Source organism: Mycobacterium sp. (assembly GCF_049278535.1).
Classification (GTDB): Bacteria; Actinomycetota; Actinomycetes; order Mycobacteriales; family Mycobacteriaceae; genus Mycobacterium.
The window spans coordinates 1-14,672 of sequence record NZ_JBAPMI010000081.1; the positions used below are offsets into that span (position 1 = coordinate 1).

13 protein-coding genes and 1 pseudogene are annotated in these 14,672 nt (G+C 67.3%); 8 read left to right on the top strand and 6 right to left on the bottom strand.

Features of this window, described 5'->3' with window-relative positions; all coding sequences use genetic code 11:
- A pseudogene (locus tag WAO18_RS05065) lies at positions 1-607 on the bottom strand (primosomal protein); the annotation flags it as partial.
- A 38-nt stretch (positions 608-645) separates the two neighbouring features.
- Entirely contained in the window at positions 646-1,548 is a 903-nt protein-coding gene (locus WAO18_RS05070; RefSeq protein ID WP_422204398.1) for an alkaline phosphatase family protein, read from the bottom strand.
- A 169-nt stretch (positions 1,549-1,717) separates the two neighbouring features.
- Between WAO18_RS05070 and WAO18_RS05075 the strand changes: the two genes are divergently transcribed.
- Together WAO18_RS05075 and upp are read left to right on the top strand one after the other, a co-directional pair.
- The gene (locus WAO18_RS05075; RefSeq protein WP_422204399.1) at positions 1,718-3,118 is read left to right on the top strand and encodes a PE-PPE domain-containing protein; all 1,401 of its coding nucleotides are present in this window, start codon (positions 1,718-1,720) and stop codon (positions 3,116-3,118) included.
- Between the two features lie 47 nt (positions 3,119-3,165).
- Positions 3,166-3,789 carry a uracil phosphoribosyltransferase gene (gene upp, locus WAO18_RS05080; protein ID WP_422204401.1) on the top strand — a complete coding sequence of 208 codons (624 nt, stop codon included), beginning with the start codon at positions 3,166-3,168 and terminating at the stop codon, positions 3,787-3,789.
- Position 3,790: 1 nt separating this feature from the next.
- On the opposite strand, the gene WAO18_RS05085 is transcribed toward upp, so the two are convergent.
- From WAO18_RS05085 to WAO18_RS05095, 3 genes are read right to left on the bottom strand one after another with little or no spacing between them, the layout of a single operon-like run.
- Positions 3,791-5,404 (bottom strand): phospho-sugar mutase, encoded by a 1,614-nt coding sequence (locus WAO18_RS05085; RefSeq protein WP_422204403.1) that lies wholly within the window; start codon positions 5,402-5,404, stop codon positions 3,791-3,793.
- 10 nt (positions 5,405-5,414) lie between these two features.
- On the bottom strand, positions 5,415-6,221 hold the full coding sequence (locus tag WAO18_RS05090) for a purine-nucleoside phosphorylase (protein ID WP_422204405.1): 807 nt from the start codon (positions 6,219-6,221) through the stop codon (positions 5,415-5,417).
- A 10-nt stretch (positions 6,222-6,231) separates the two neighbouring features.
- Positions 6,232-6,627 carry a MarR family winged helix-turn-helix transcriptional regulator gene (locus WAO18_RS05095; protein ID WP_422204449.1) on the bottom strand — a complete coding sequence of 132 codons (396 nt, stop codon included), beginning with the start codon at positions 6,625-6,627 and terminating at the stop codon, positions 6,232-6,234.
- Positions 6,628-6,714: 87 nt separating this feature from the next.
- On the opposite strand from WAO18_RS05095, the gene WAO18_RS05100 reads away from it, so the two are divergent.
- Genes WAO18_RS05100 through WAO18_RS05110 form a run of 3 tightly spaced genes read left to right on the top strand, consistent with a single transcriptional unit; the run spans position 6,715 to position 9,748 of the window.
- Positions 6,715-7,353 carry a TIGR03086 family metal-binding protein gene (locus WAO18_RS05100; protein ID WP_422204407.1) on the top strand — a complete coding sequence of 213 codons (639 nt, stop codon included), beginning with the start codon at positions 6,715-6,717 and terminating at the stop codon, positions 7,351-7,353.
- A 41-nt stretch (positions 7,354-7,394) separates the two neighbouring features.
- Positions 7,395-8,579 carry a M20 family metallopeptidase gene (locus WAO18_RS05105; protein ID WP_422204409.1) on the top strand — a complete coding sequence of 395 codons (1,185 nt, stop codon included), beginning with the start codon at positions 7,395-7,397 and terminating at the stop codon, positions 8,577-8,579.
- The gene (locus WAO18_RS05110; RefSeq protein ID WP_422204411.1) at positions 8,576-9,748 is read left to right on the top strand and encodes a M20 family metallopeptidase; all 1,173 of its coding nucleotides are present in this window, start codon (positions 8,576-8,578) and stop codon (positions 9,746-9,748) included. Before WAO18_RS05105 ends, WAO18_RS05110 begins: the two co-directional genes overlap by 4 nt.
- A 10-nt stretch (positions 9,749-9,758) precedes the next feature.
- On the opposite strand, the gene WAO18_RS05115 is transcribed toward WAO18_RS05110, so the two are convergent.
- Positions 9,759-10,241: a gamma-glutamylcyclotransferase gene (locus WAO18_RS05115; RefSeq protein ID WP_422204413.1), complete on the bottom strand. Its 483-nt coding sequence runs from the start codon at positions 10,239-10,241 to the stop codon at positions 9,759-9,761.
- A gap of 64 nt (positions 10,242-10,305) precedes the next feature.
- Between WAO18_RS05115 and WAO18_RS05120 the strand changes: the two genes are divergently transcribed.
- The 3 genes from WAO18_RS05120 (at position 10,306) to WAO18_RS05130 (ending at position 14,466) form a co-directional block, all read left to right on the top strand.
- The gene (locus WAO18_RS05120; RefSeq protein WP_422204415.1) at positions 10,306-11,712 is read left to right on the top strand and encodes an NAD(P)H-quinone dehydrogenase; all 1,407 of its coding nucleotides are present in this window, start codon (positions 10,306-10,308) and stop codon (positions 11,710-11,712) included.
- A 61-nt stretch (positions 11,713-11,773) separates the two neighbouring features.
- A complete protein-coding gene (locus tag WAO18_RS05125; protein WP_422204417.1) occupies positions 11,774-13,531 on the top strand; it encodes a glycerol-3-phosphate dehydrogenase/oxidase in 1,758 nt (585 codons plus the stop codon).
- Entirely contained in the window at positions 13,528-14,466 is a 939-nt protein-coding gene (locus WAO18_RS05130; RefSeq protein WP_422204418.1) for an RluA family pseudouridine synthase, read from the top strand. The genes WAO18_RS05125 and WAO18_RS05130 overlap by 4 nt, the downstream gene beginning before the upstream one ends.
- Positions 14,467-14,672 lie beyond the last annotated feature (206 nt).

Below are 14,672 nucleotides of genomic sequence, written 5' to 3' on the forward strand. Positions count from 1 at the left end.
CTTCTTCGGCCGGCTCGGCGAGTTCGGCGGCGGCGATATCGGCGACGGCGCTGTCCACGTCGGGGATGCTGACGATCTCGTCCACCGCGTGCAGCACGTCATCCCAGCCGCGCCCGACGACATCGGCGATGGCATTCCAGCGCTTGAGTCCGGCCTTGCCGGTGAAATGATCGATGCCGCCGCCCAGCGTGCCCAGCGTCGGGTTGCCGTTGAAGAACTTCATCACGGCCGGCAGCTCGCAGACCGACCCGATCGACGAGACGATCGTCAACGCGCTGGCCAGCGATTCCACCGACTCGGCGGTCGGCTTGTCCGAAACCAGCTCCTCGACCGCGACCAGGTCGAAGTGCTTGTCATCGGCGGGCTCAAGCTTGTGGGCGTTGGCCTCGGTCAGTGCTTTCCAAGCCGGGTGGTCGACGAGATCGTTGTCGGTATTGGTGCGCACGAACGCGACCAGGTCAGCGGGTGTCTCGAAGATGTAGAGGTCTTCGTCTTTACCCAGAAATGCCTCCCACTCGTCGCCGGCGTCGCGCCAGCGGGGCGCCCACACGGTGTAGCGGTCACCGTCGGTCAGGCTCAAGCGGATTGGCACGAGGTCAGCAACCATGCGGCACACAATAGCGACGACCGCCCGCCGGATCGGGGTCAGGCACCCCAGATGTCGGTGATCGCGGGTGCTCTGGCGGCGTAGCCGAGCTTGGGTAGCCCGTACATCTGCTCCAGCGTGGATAGCACGTTGTAGTGGCTGATCGTCTCGTTGTAGCTGCCGGGACGGACGTTGGCGCCGTAGAACACCGTAGGAATCTGGTTGTGCGAGTTGTTGTCGTCCTCATCCCAGGTCAAGATCAGCAGGCTGTTGTTGGCCTTCGCCCACGCGGCGTACTGCGACAAGTTCTGGTAGAGCCATTGGTCGCCCTGGGCGATCGAGCCGTCGTGCATGTCGTTGTCGAGGTTGGGGATGACCATCGAGACGGTCGGCAGGCCGGCGTAATTCAACGGGGCCGGAAACGCCGAGAACGGAAGCGAATACGAGCCGGGGATATTGGTGAAGCTGGCCCAGGGCACGTGCTTACGCGCGTATTTGCCCGCCTTGCATTCTCCGGAGCCCGGTGCGGGCAGGCTTTCGGCGAAACCCGCAAACGTGTAGCCGGCGGCGAGCAGTTGCGAGCCGAGGTTGGGCATGTTGCCGCCGCTGACCGGGCAGACGTTGGCCGTGACGAGCGTGTTGCCGGCGAACAACGCGTAGTAGTTGGGTTCGCTCGGATGCACTTCGGCGAAGGATTGCGCCATCATCGCGCCGTTGGCGGCCAACTGGTTGATGTAGGGCGCCGCCTTGTTCCCGATGATGTTGGCCTGCGAGCGGTTCTCTTCCACCACGATGACGACGTGCGCGGGACTGGGAATCGAGGCCGCCGCCATGTCGACACGCGAGCCGAGCGGTACTTGAGCCGGGTTCGGCCACGACATCAGCGCGGTGGCGACGGTCAGCACGCCGAAGAGGCTGACCGCTCGATTTCGCCTGCTATTTCGCCCTGGTCGGCGTCGCATGGCCGGAGTATATGAGCGCGCCGGCCGGCCGGTCGGGACCCGCGCGCCTGTGTCGTTTACCCGTTCCTGAAAAAATTCTGTGACTTTGCCGCATGGGGTAACACGCAGGCCCTACGATTCAGCCACGCCACAGGGTCGGGGGTTCCACCCGTGGGCAGGGAGGTCTTCGATGACGGGTGTGCGGACTCGCACGGCGGGTGTTGTCTTGACGGCAGCCGCGTGCGCCGCCGTGCTGAGCACGACGTCGACGTTCACGTCCGGTCTGCGGACGCTGATGGCCGAGGTCGGCCTGGTCGACAACTTCGGGTTCATCATGGGCGGCACCGGCAACCCGATACCGGACTCGAACTACCTCAGCAGCGTCGAGAATCTCTACCTCAACCAATTGCCGCTGACATACGACTACAAGCCATTGGAAACCCCGGAGCAGTTCTGCCCGATCGAGTGCAGCAGCCCGGGTCAGCTCCCGCTGACTTTTGGCCAATCGGTCAACACCGGCGTCACCGACCTGCACGGTGCGGCGGATCAGCTGCTTGGCAACCCACTCAACAACATCTCGGTGCTCGGCTACTCGCAGAGCGCAACGGTCGCCAGCCAGTGGATGAACGAGCTGATCGCGAATAACCAGAGCAATCTGAACGACCTGCACGTCACGCTGCTCGGCGATCCGAACAGCGCCATCGGCGGCATCCTGGACCGTTTCCAATTCCCGGACGGCGTCGGCGCTTTCAGCTTGAGCCCCGAACCGCAACACGTTCCGTTTCTCGACATTCCGTTGAGCTTGGACCCGACGCCGACCAGCGGGATCGCGACCGACATCTTCACCGGCGAGTACGACGGGTGGGCGAACTTCCCACTGGACCCGAGCAATCTGTGGGCCGACCTCAACGCGCTGATCGGTATCGAAACCGTTCACCCGTACTACCCGGACCCCGATCCCGGGGTGAACCTCGATACGACCAACATGATCGACCTCGGGACAATCGGGAACTCAAACTTCTGGGCGATCCCCGCACCGCTGCCGGCGTTGGCGTTCTTGTACGACGGTGGCCCGGCCGGGCACTTCTTCTACGACGCCTTCAGCCCGTTCGCGACCCTGATCGACGACTGGGGTTACGGCAACCCGGGTGACCCGGGCGCGGGCATCCCGGTCGAAGGGCCCGGCGGGGTCATGATCGACCCGATCGGGGTGGCCGGGCCCTGGCAGGTGGATGCGACGGGCCAGCTGATGGCCTCCGGTGTGGACGGCTTCATCCCCAAGATGGATCCGCTGCAGATGCTGGCCGGCGTGGAACACGCCGCGACGCAGACGATCCTCGGACCGATCAACGACCTTCTGCAGGATTTCGGCCGGCCCGAGTTGCCGGGGACGTTCCTCGACGTGGTGTCGGGCTATGACTTCACCAACCACCTTGACGCGTCGCTGCTCACCGCCTGGATGGATCTGACTGCGAGCCTTCCGAACCTGGCTCCGGACGCGATTCTCGACGGGTCGCCGCTGATCTCCGGGCAACCGCTGATCGACCTGGTCGGGTACGGGTTCGACATCTTCAACTTCTTCGGCGCGTAAGGCGCTGTCCCTTGCCGAGGGACTGCTGAGACTGGTGGGATTGCGCCGTGGACGTACGAGTCGTTGACCATCCGCTGGCCGCGGTCCGGCTGACCGCACTGCGCGACGAGCGCACCGACAATGCGGCGTTTCGCGCCGCATTGGCCGAGCTGACGCTGATGCTGGTCTACGAGGCCACCCGCGATACGCCGCATGAGAAAGTCACTGTGCGTACGCCATTGGCCGAGACAACAGGTACGCAGCTGGCCAACCCACCGCTGCTGGTCGCGGTATTGCGGGCAGGCCTGGGCATGGTCGAGCACGCACACGCGCTCCTGCCGGAGGCGTCGGTCGGTTTCGTCGGAGTTGCCCGCGACGAGGAAACCGCCTTGCCTGCGCCGTATTTGGAGTCGCTGCCCGACGATCTGCGTGGCCGGCCGGTGATCGTCCTCGACCCGATGCTGGCCACCGGCGGATCGATGACGCACACCATCGACCTGCTGCATCGCCGCGGCGCCGACGACGTCACCGTGCTGTGCGTGGTGGCTGCTCCCGAAGGTGTTGCGGCGCTGGAGAAGTCGGCGCCTAACGCGCGGCTGCTCACCGCTGCCATCGACGACGGGCTCAACGATGTCGCCTACATCGTGCCCGGTCTCGGCGACGCCGGCGACCGCCAGTTCGGACCGCGCTGACTTACCAGCCACGCACGGCGTCGGCCAGATCGTCACAGATTGCCGCGGCGTGGTGGCGGGTGCGGGCCAGATCTCCCGTGACCGCGGACCGAACCTCGATGTAGAACTTGACTTTCGGCTCGGTGCCCGACGGCCGGACCACCACCCGGGCCGACGTGTCGGCGTCGCCGCCGGCGAAGATCAGCGCGTCGGTGCGATTTGCCGCACTGTGCGAGAGGTCTGTTGTGGCCGAATGAAATCCGGCAAGGCGCGTCGGCGGTGATGCCCGCAGTCGGCCCATCAGTTGGGTCGCTTCCTCAGCGCTGCCCACCGGCCGGGATACGGCGGCACCGCCGTGGACGCCGAACCGGCGGGCGAGGTCGTCGAGTGCGTCGAGCGCCGAACGGTGGGATTCCTTGAGCGTCGCGACCAGATCGCAGATCAGCACCGCGGCGCTGATGCCGTCCTTGTCCCGGACTGCCGCCGGGTCGACACAGTGCCCGATGGCTTCCTCGTAGGCGTAAACCAGTGTGCTGTCCGGCCGGCCCGAGTCGGCGCGGGCCAGCCACTTGAAGCCGGTCAGGGTCTCGACGTGTTGCGCGCCCCAGTGCGAGGCGATCGCGGAGAGCATCCGCGACGACACCACCGTGCTGGCCACCACGCTGCACGGCCGATCGTCCGGGTTGATCTTCGACAAAATGTAATCGCCGAGCAGCCAACCAGTTTCGTCACCGGAAAGCATTCGCCAACCGGACGGCGTGGGTACACCGACGGCGCACCGGTCGGCGTCGGGATCCAGCGCGATGGCAATGTCGGCGTCGACATCGGCGGCCAGGGTCAGCAGTGCGTCGGTGGCGCCGGGTTCTTCGGGATTGGGAAAGGCGACCGTCGGGAAGTCGGGATCGGGAGTGAACTGACTACTGACGGTGTGTACGTCGGACAGCCCGGCCCGCCGCAGTGTGTCGATTGCCAGCGCGCCACCCACGCCGTGCAGCGGCGTCAACGCCACCCGGATCGGGCCCGACGACGAGCGCCGCACTCGCGCGGCCCGCTCGATGTACTGCTCGACCAGTCCGGCGCCGGCGGGTTCGACCGGCAGCCTGGCGATCTCGTCGGCGAATGGCGCTGTGGCGATGGCGGTTTCGATCTCGCGGTCGGTGGGGGAGACGATCTGCATTCCGCCGTCCGAGTAGACCTTGTAGCCGTTGTCGGCAGGTGGGTTGTGTGACGCGGTGATCTGAATCCCGGCCGCCGCGCCGGTGTGCCGGACGGCGAATGCCAGCACCGGCGTCGGCGCCGGATACGGAAGTTGTGTCACCGAAAAACCCTCGGCGGCAAGCACTTCGGCGGTCGCCGCGGCGAAGGCGGCCGACCCGTGCCGCGCATCGCGGCCGACGATCACTGTCGCGCCGGACTGTCCGCGACCGGCGAGCACCGTCGCCACCGCCCAACTGGCCCGCAGCACCACGGCGAGGTTCATCGCGTCCGGGCCGCCGCGCACCGGCCCGCGCAGGCCGGCGGTGCCGAACGTCAGTGGATGCGAAAACCGGACCGCCAGCTCAGCTTTATCGCACCGGCTGAGTTCCGCGGCAGTCGCCGGATCGGGGTCGTGCGCGATCCAGTCCTCCGGTGTCACGGGAGTCGCTCTACAGCCGTGCGACGACGTTGGCCAGGAGCGAACCCATCCGGGCCGCCGACGCCGCGCCGGTGGCAAGCACCTCGACGTGGCTCAGCGGCTCACCTGTGATGCCCGCGGCCATGTTCGTGACCAGCGAGATCCCGAGCACTTCGGCTCCGGCGGCCCGCGCCGCGATGGTCTCGTGCACGGTCGACATGCCGACCAGGCCGGCACCGAGCGTGCGCAACATCCGGATTTCGGCGGGCGTCTCGAAGTGCGGGCCGGGCAGCCCGGCGTACACGCCTTCGGCCAGCTCCGGGTCGACCTCACGAGCCAGTGCCCGCAGCCGTGCGGCGTAGGCGTCGACCATGTCGACGAACTGGGCCCCGATCAGCGGCGAGCGCGCGGTGAGGTTCAGGTGGTCGCTGATCAGCACCGGCTGGCCGACTGTGAAGTCTTGGCACACCGCGCCGGCGGCGTTGGTCAGTACCACAACGCGGGCGCCGGCCGCGCAGGCGGTCCGCACCGGGTGCACGACGTGCTGCAGGTGATGACCCTCATAGGCGTGCACCCGCCCTGCCAGCACCAGTACCCGGTGCTCGCCGATGCGCACCGAAAGCACCTGGCCGGTGTGGCCGACCGCGGACGGCGGGGTGAATCCGGGCAACTCGGCCATCGGCAGCGTCGCGGTGGGTTGGCCGAGCGCGGAAACCGCTGGCGCCCAGCCTGATCCAAGGACAATCGCCACGTCGTGTTCGGCGATTCCGGTGCGATCGGCGATGGACTGCGCCGCCGTCCGTGCCAGCGCATCGGGGTCGCGCGGACCATCGTTCACAGTCGGCAGCCTAATCGGCGAATCGCCCGCTGAGTTGCTGCAGCGCGCGCAGAAAGGCGTCTCGGTCGTCGGTGGCGAGTTGTCCGAGCCAGCGCTCCTCCCCATGCTGGATCGCGGCCCGCACGGTGTTCTTGATGGACCGCCCCGACTCGGTGATCTCGAGTAGGCGTGCCCGGCGGTCATCGGGATCGGGGATCCGATCGATGTACCCCTGCTGCTGCAACTCGTCGAGGGTGGGGATGATCCGGGTTTTATCGGCGCCGATCGCCTCGGCGAGTGCCGCCTGGGTGCGGATCGGCGAGCGATCCAGTGCGATGAGGACGATGTAGCCCCACATCGACAAGCCGTGCGCTGCCAGCACTGGCTGTTCGGCCGCCACGGTTTTACGGGCCAGCTCCGCCAGCATCTCGGCCAAGTCTGGACGCGACTGGTTGCGCACCACCGCCTGATGATAAAGCTGGACAGATCATATGTGTATGCATACGGTAGGCGGATGCATACAAATGAGGATATTCGCCCGCTGCACCGCATTGCCGTGCTGAACTCCGTCGACGTGGTCTCGTCGGTGACCACCGACGACTTGGTGAAGGTGACGCCGTGCGTCGGCTGGAACCTTGCCGACCTGCTGACTCATATGACCGTCCAGCACCGCGGTTTTGCCGCCGCCGCCCGCGGACATGGCGCCGACGAGGCCGTATGGCAACCGGAGAGCGTCGCCGAAGCCGTAGCGGCCGACCCGGCCGGCACATATGCCGCGGCGGCCAATGAGGTGATCGACGCTTTCGTGGGTGCCGACGTGCTCGACGCGGCGTTCGCACTGCCGGAGTTAGCGCCCGCGGCGACGTTCCCGGGTGCGATGGCGATCGGTTTTCACTATGTGGACTACGTCGTGCACGGCTGGGACGTGGCTCGCACGATGGGTCAGGCCTACCAGCTGCCGGCCGACGTCGTGGCCGCGGCGGTGCCGTTGGCGCTCTTCGTGCCCGACGGCGACTTCCGCGCGATTGACAACGCGCCGTTCGGCCCGGCGCTCCCGTCTGCGGATCCGGCCGACGACCTTGACCGGATCCTCGCCCATCTCGGTCGCTCAGCGCAGTGGAAACCAACCGTTGTAGCGGGCCAACCCAACTAGTCGTTGTCACCGCCGGCGATAGTCGGTGAGATACTGCGACGATGGCCTCAACCCCGGCGCTGGATCGCGTCGAGGAGACGGTGCGTCGTCGTAGCACCGACCTCGTCGAGTTGTCGCACGCGATCCATGCCGAACCGGAGTTGGCGTTCGCCGAACATCGCAGTTGCGCCAAAGCGCAAACATTGGTCGCTGAGCGGGGTTTCGAGATCACCTCAGCAGTCGGCGGTTTGGACACCGCCTTTCGCGCCGACTTCGGCAGCGGTCCGTTGACTATCGGCGTGTGCGCCGAATACGACGCGCTGCCCGGGATCGGTCATGCCTGCGGCCACAACATCATTGCCGCGTCCGCGGTCGGCACCGCGCTGGCGCTGGCCGACGTCGCCGACGAGCTGGGTCTGCGAGTTTCGTTGCTGGGCACGCCCGCTGAAGAGTTCGGTGGCGGAAAAGTGTTGCTGCTGAACGCCGGAGTATTCGACGACCTGTCGGTCGCGGTGATGATGCATCCCGGTCCGGTGGACATCGCGGCCGCCCGGTCGCTGACACTGTCCGCGGTTCGGGTGACCTATCGCGGAAAAGAAGCCCATGCGTCGGCCGCGCCGTTCCTGGGTGTCAACGCCGCCGACGCCGTCACCGTCGCGCAGGTGGCGATCGGGCTGCTGCGCCAGCAACTGGTGCCGGGGCAGCAGGTGCACGGCATCGTGACCGAGGGCGGGCAGGTCGCCAACGTTATCCCAGCGCACACCGAGATGCAGTACACGATGCGGGCCACCGACGCGTCGTCGCTGGCCGGTCTGGAAGGCAAGGCGGGCGATTGTTTCCTGGCCGGTGCGGTTGCCACCGGCTGCGATTACAGCGTCGAGCAGACCGAGCCGATGTATGACGCGCTCAGACCCGACCCATGGCTGGCCGAAACCGTGCGGGCCGAGATGACGCGGCTCGGCCGCTCGCCCGTCGACAAGGCGCTCGAGGTGGCGCTGCCGCTGGGCAGCACCGACATGGGTAACGTCACCCAGCTGCTGCCCGGCATCCATCCGATGGTCGCCGTGGATGCCGGCGGCGCGTCGCTGCACCAGTCCGATTTCGCCGCCGCAGCCGCTGGGCCGACAGCCGACACAGCGGTCGTCGACGGCGCGATCATGTTGGCGCGCACGGTTGTTCGCCTCGCTGAGTCACAAGCAGAACGTGACAGAGTGCTCGAGGCACAGGCACGGCGGGCGGCGTCATGAGCCTCTCCGATATCGCTGAGCGCTGGCTGGCCGCGCACTACGACGACTTGGTCGAGTGGCGGCGGCACATCCACCGCTATCCGGAGCTCGGTCGCCAGGAATTCGTCACCACCCAGTTCGTTGCCGAGCGGCTGGTCGAGGCCGGGCTCAACCCGAAGGTGCTACCCGGCGGAACCGGGCTCACCTGTGATTTCGGCCCCGACCGGGAGCCGCGAATCGCGTTGCGGGCCGACATGGACGCGTTGCCGATGGCCGAGCGGACCGGGGCCGCGTACGCCTCGACCATGCCCAACGCCGCGCATGCCTGCGGGCACGACGCGCACACCGCGATCCTGCTGGCGACGGCGCTGGCCCTGGCGGGTGCACCGGAGCTGCCCGTCGGGCTGCGGCTGATCTTCCAACCTGCCGAAGAGCTGATGCCCGGTGGTGCGATCGACACCATTGCCGCGGGAGCGATGTCCGGGGTCAGCCGAATCTTCGCCCTGCACTGCGATCCCCGGCTTGCGGTCGGCAAGGTCGCGGTGAAATCGGGACCGATCACCTCGGCGGCCGACATGATCGAGATCACCCTTTCTTCGCCGGGCGGTCACACCTCACGGCCACATTTGACCGGCGACCTGGTTTACGGGCTGGGCACCTTGATCACCGGACTGCCCGGTGTGTTGTCCCGCCGCATCGACCCGCGCAACAGCACCGTGATGGTGTGGGGCGCAGTCAACGCGGGCGTGGTCGCCAACGCCATCCCGCAGAGCGGCACGCTGGCGGGCACGATCCGCACGGCCAGCCGCGAGACCTGGCTGGGCATGGAGGACATCGTCCGGGACACGGTGACGGCGTTGCTGGCGCCGCTGGGCATCGTGCACACCCTGCAGTACAGCCGCGGTGTTCCGCCGGTGGTCAACGAAGAGGTCTCGACGCGCATCATCACCCACGCCATCGAGGCCCTGGCCCCGGATGCGCTGGCCGACACCAGGCAATCCGGTGGCGGCGAAGATTTCTCCTGGTATCTGGAGGAAGTGCCCGGCGCGATGGCACGGCTCGGGGTGTGGTCGGGCCGCGGTCCGCAATTGGACCTGCATCAGCCGACATTCGACCTCGACGAGCGCGCGCTGGGGATCGGGGTGCGGTTGATGGTCAACATCGTCGAGCAGTGTGCCGCGATCGGCTAGCTAGCCGAGGCTATTCGCCGCCGTGGCCCGGACCGATGTTGCGGGCCGGACGGGTCCGGATTTGGTGGACGTATTCGCTTGGCGCACCGGCGATTTCAGCGGCGTCCGCCATGACCCCGATGTAACGCGCCGACGGCAGACCGCCCTCCCAGGCGTCCACCACATACAGCCACGCCAGAACCGGATCGGTGGTCGTGTCCGACGACACGCGTTCCACCCGGCACCGGATCTTCTTGTGGATGCCGAGCTCGGACCCCTCCCACCGGTCGAGGGTGTTCTCGTCGGCCGGCGTCATGTCGTAGAGCACGACGAATACCTTCGAGGTGGGATCCTCCACGACCGTGGCCAGCGCGCCTTCCCAGCCGATGTCTTCGCCGCCGAAGGTCAGCCGCCAGCCGTGCAGCCAGCCGGTTCCGGCCATCGGCGAGTGCGGTGCACGCTGCTGCATCTGCTCGGGATGCATGTTCGAGCCGTACGCGGCGTAGATCGGCACGGACAAAGCTTAAACGGCTCCCGCTTACGCGGCGGCCATCCGCGACCTTCGTTAGGTTAAGGCTGTGGCGACCCGCATCGTGATCATCGGGGGAGGGCCGGCGGGGTACGAGGCGGCGCTCGTCGCAGCCGCGCGCGACGCGCACGTCACCGTCATCGACTCGGACGGCATCGGCGGCGCCGCGGTGCTCTTCGACTGCGTGCCGTCGAAGACCTTCATTGCCTCGACCGGTGTCCGCACCGAATTGCGCCGTGCTCCGCATCTGGGTTTCGACCTCGACATCGACGACGCCAAGATCTCGCTGCCGGAAATTCATCAGCGGGTCAAGACCCTGGCCTCCGCCCAGTCCGCCGACGTGAAAGCCCAACTGCAGAACGCGGGCGTCGAGGTGATCGCCGGCCGAGGTGAGCTGGTCGACACGACGCCGGGTCTGGCGGCGCACCGGATCCAGGCCACCGCGCCGGATGGCGGCACCAGCACCCATGACGCCGACGCGGTGCTGATCGCCACCGGCGCCAGCCCCCGCGAGCTGCCGACCGCGCGGACCGACGGCGAGCGCATCCTGAACTGGCGTCAGCTCTACGATCTGCAGGCCCTGCCCGAGCACCTGATCGTGGTCGGCTCCGGTGTCACCGGTGCCGAATTCGTGCACGCCTACACCGAATTGGGCGTCGACGTCACGGTGGTCGCCAGCCGCGACCAGATACTGCCCTACGAGGACGCCGACGCCGCCGCCGTACTGGAGCGAATCTTCGCCGAACGCGGCGTCGAACTCGTCAAGAATGCCCGCGCCAGCTCGGTGACCCGTACCGATTCCGGCGTGCTGGTGACCTTGGCCGACGGCCGGACCGTCGAGGGCAGTCACGCACTGATGACGATCGGCTCGGTGCCCAACACCGAAGGTCTGGGTCTGGATCGGGTGGGCATCGAACTCGGGCCCGGCAACTATCTGACCGTCGACCGGGTCTCTCGGACGTCGGTGTCCAACATCTACGCGGCCGGCGACTGCACCGGGCTGCTGCCGCTGGCCTCGGTTGCCGCGATGCAAGGTCGGATCGCGATGTGGCACGCACTCGGCGAGGCCGTTACCCCGATCCGGCTGCGTACGGTCGCTGCTGCGGTGTTCACCCGCCCCGAGCTGGCCGCGGTGGGCGTTCCGCAGTCCGCCATCGACGACGGATCGGTGCTGGCCCGCACCATCATGCTGCCGTTGCAGACCAACGCGCGGGCCAAGATGTCGGGGTTGCGGCACGGCTTCGTCAAGCTTTTCTGCCGGCAGGCCACCGGCGTGGTGATCGGCGGCGTGGTGGTCGCGCCGATCGCCTCGGAGCTGATCTTGCCGATCGCGATGGCCGTGCAGAACCGCCTGACCGTCAACCACCTGGCCCAGACCCTGAGCGTGTACCCGTCGCTGTCGGGGTCGATCACCGAGGCGGCGCGGCGGCTGATGGCACACGATGACCTGGACTGACCCGCCCAGGTAACCTTGGGGCCAGCGACCTACTGACGAGTAACCGACAGGAGACTGTGCCGTGAGCGACCCGATTCGCGTCCCGGCGAGCGAGCAGACCCGGCCGGGTTCGTTTCTGGGGCCCGAGCAGCGGGCCGCGGCCTGGGAACGCCTCGGTAGCGAGCAGTTCGACGTGGTGGTCATCGGCGGCGGCGTGGTGGGTTCAGGAGCAGCGCTGGATGCTGCCACCCGCGGGCTGAAAGTGGCGCTGGTGGAGGCACGCGACTTCGCATCCGGCACCTCGAGTCGGTCCTCCAAGATGTTCCACGGGGGGCTGCGTTACCTCGAGCAACTGGAATTCGGCTTGGTGCGTGAAGCCCTTTACGAGCGAGAGTTGTCATTGACCACGTTGGCGCCGCATCTGGTCAAGCCGCTGCCGTTTCTCTACCCGCTGACCAAGCGGTGGTGGGAACGTCCGTACACGGCCGCCGGTCTGCTGCTCTACGACCAGCTCGGTGGTGCGAAATCTGTTCCCGCGCAAAAGCATTTGACTCGCGCCGGTGCGCTCCGGTTGTCTCCGGGTCTGAAGCGCACTGCGTTGATCGGCGGTATCCGCTACTACGACACCGTTGTCGACGACGCCCGGCACACCCTGACCGTCGTGCGCACCGCCGCGCACTACGGCGCCGTGGTGCGATCGTCCACCCAGGTGGTGTCGTTGCTGCGAGAAGGCGACCGGGTAACCGGCGTGCGGGTCCGCGACTCTGAGGACGGCGCGATCACCGAGGTGCACGGGCACGTCGTCGTCAACGCAACCGGCGTATGGACGGACGAGATCCAGGCATTGTCCAAGCAGCGCGGGCGATTTCGGGTGCGCGCCTCCAAAGGCGTGCACATCGTCGTACCGCGCGACCGGATCGTCAGCGACGCGGCGATCATCCTGCGCACCGAGAAATCGGTGATGTTCGTCATTCCGTGGGGCAACCACTGGATCATCGGCACCACCGACACCGACTGGAACCTCGACCTCGCGCACCCGGCCGCCACCAAGGCCGACATCGACTACATCCTCGGCACCGTCAACACAGTGCTTGCTACCCCGTTGAGCCACAACGACATCGACGGAGTGTACGCGGGCTTGCGCCCACTGCTGGCCGGCGAGAGCGAAGAGACCTCCAAGCTGTCCCGCGAGCACGCGGTCGCGGTGCCCGCACCGGGCCTGATCGCCATCGCCGGCGGCAAGTACACCACCTATCGGGTGATGGCCTCAGACGCGATTGACGCCGCGGCACAATATGTTCCAGCACGAGTTGCGCAGTCGATCACCGAGAAGGTGCCGCTGCTCGGCGCCGACGGCTACTTCGCGTTGATCAACCAGACCGAGCATGTTGGTGCGCTGGAAGGGCTCCACTCGTACCGGGTGCGCCATCTGCTGGACCGCTACGGGTCGCTGATCAACGAGGTACTTTCGCTGGCCGCCGACCATCGCGACCTGCTCAACCCGATCGCCGCCGCGCCGGGTTATCTGCGCGTCGAAGCGGCCTACGCCGCGACCGCCGAGGGCGCGCTGCATCTGGAAGACATCCTGGCGCGCCGCACGCGAATTGCCATCGAGTACTCGCACCGAGGCGTCGACTGCGCCCGCGAAGTGGCCGACATCGTCGCGCCGATCCTGGGCTGGTCCGCTGCCGACGTCGACCGCGAGGTCAAGACCTACACGGCGCGGGTCGAAGCCGAGGTGCAGTCCCAGGCCCAGCCCGACGACGCATCGGCGGATGCGCTGCGGGCCAGCGCTCCGGAAGCCCGCGCCGAGATCCTCGAGCCGGTGCCCTTAACTTGAGGCGTGCGCCGCTGCCGCCACGCGACGGCCTGGGGCCGGCGCGGCTGCGGGTGCGCGGCGGACCGCTTGGCGACGAGCTGACCAGCCGGTTCGGGCCTGATGTGGCCGCCAAGGCGGCCGCCGGCGAGGTCGTCGATCAGCAGGGCGCGGTGCTCGATCCCACCACCGTGCTGCCGGCCGGCGCCATCGTCTACCTCTACCGCGAGCTGCGCGACGAAGTGCCGGTGCCATTCGACGTCCCGGTGCTGTATCAGGACGAGGACATCGTGGTCGCCGACAAGCCGCACTTCCTGGCGACCATGCCGCGTGGACGCCACGTCGCCGAAACCGCCCTGGTGCGGCTTCGGCGACAACTCGGACTGGACGAGCTCAGCCCGGCCCACCGGTTGGATCGCCTGACGGCCGGGGTGCTGTTGTTCACGGCCCGACGCGAGGTTCGCGGGGCCTATCAGACGCTGTTCGCCCGTGGGGCGGTGCACAAAACCTATCTCGCGCGGGCGAAGGTCGACCCGGGCGTCGCGCTGCCACAAGTGGTCTGCAGTCGGATTATTAAGCGCCGCAGCATCTTTCAAGCCGTCGAGGAGGACGGCGAGCCCAATGCCGAGACGCTGGTGGAACTGGTTTCGGCCGACGGGCTGTACCGGCTCACGCCGCGCACCGGGCGCACACATCAGCTTCGCGTGCACATGGCATCGCTGGGCGTGCCGATTTACGGGGACCCGTTGTATCCCGCCGTCATCGATGTAGCCGCCGACGACTTTTCGACGCCCCTGCAGTTGCTGGCGAAGCGCATCGAGTTCGACGATCCACGCAGCGGTGCTCGTCGCGAATTCGTGAGTCGACGGGAGTTGGTCGCGCCGCCGATGTCAGCAGCGCTCGGCGCCGGGGCTGATCCGCGGCAAATCGTGTCCCACGAAGCCCGCGGGCAGCCGTGACGCAGTAGTCGAGGCCGGCGCGGTACTGCGCACCGACCCAGCCGCCGAGGTGACCGCATTGAGCACTTGACGTGCCCAGTCGGTGAGGCCGCTAGAGGTAGTCAGGTCAGCGAAGCGGGCGCTGACGAAGCCCTGTAATGCTTCCACGTCATCCGTCCTTGGTTAAGTACCGGCTACTGGTAAACGACTGACGAGTCTTGATCGGC

Bases quoted from the DNA above. Each gene is read 5' to 3' on its own strand.
- WAO18_RS05070 (WP_422204398.1), bottom strand. From the start codon at position 1,548: ATGCGACGCCGACCAGGGCGAAATAGCAGGCGAAATCGAGCGGTCAGC.
- WAO18_RS05075 (WP_422204399.1), top strand. From the start codon at position 1,718: ATGACGGGTGTGCGGACTCGCACGGCGGGTGTTGTCTTGACGGCAGCC.
- WAO18_RS05100 (WP_422204407.1), top strand. From the start codon at position 6,715: ATGCATACAAATGAGGATATTCGCCCGCTGCACCGCATTGCCGTGCTG.
- WAO18_RS05110 (WP_422204411.1), top strand. From the start codon at position 8,576: ATGAGCCTCTCCGATATCGCTGAGCGCTGGCTGGCCGCGCACTACGAC.
- WAO18_RS05105 (WP_422204409.1), top strand. From the start codon at position 7,395: ATGGCCTCAACCCCGGCGCTGGATCGCGTCGAGGAGACGGTGCGTCGT.
- WAO18_RS05095 (WP_422204449.1), bottom strand. From the start codon at position 6,627: ATGCTGGCGGAGCTGGCCCGTAAAACCGTGGCGGCCGAACAGCCAGTG.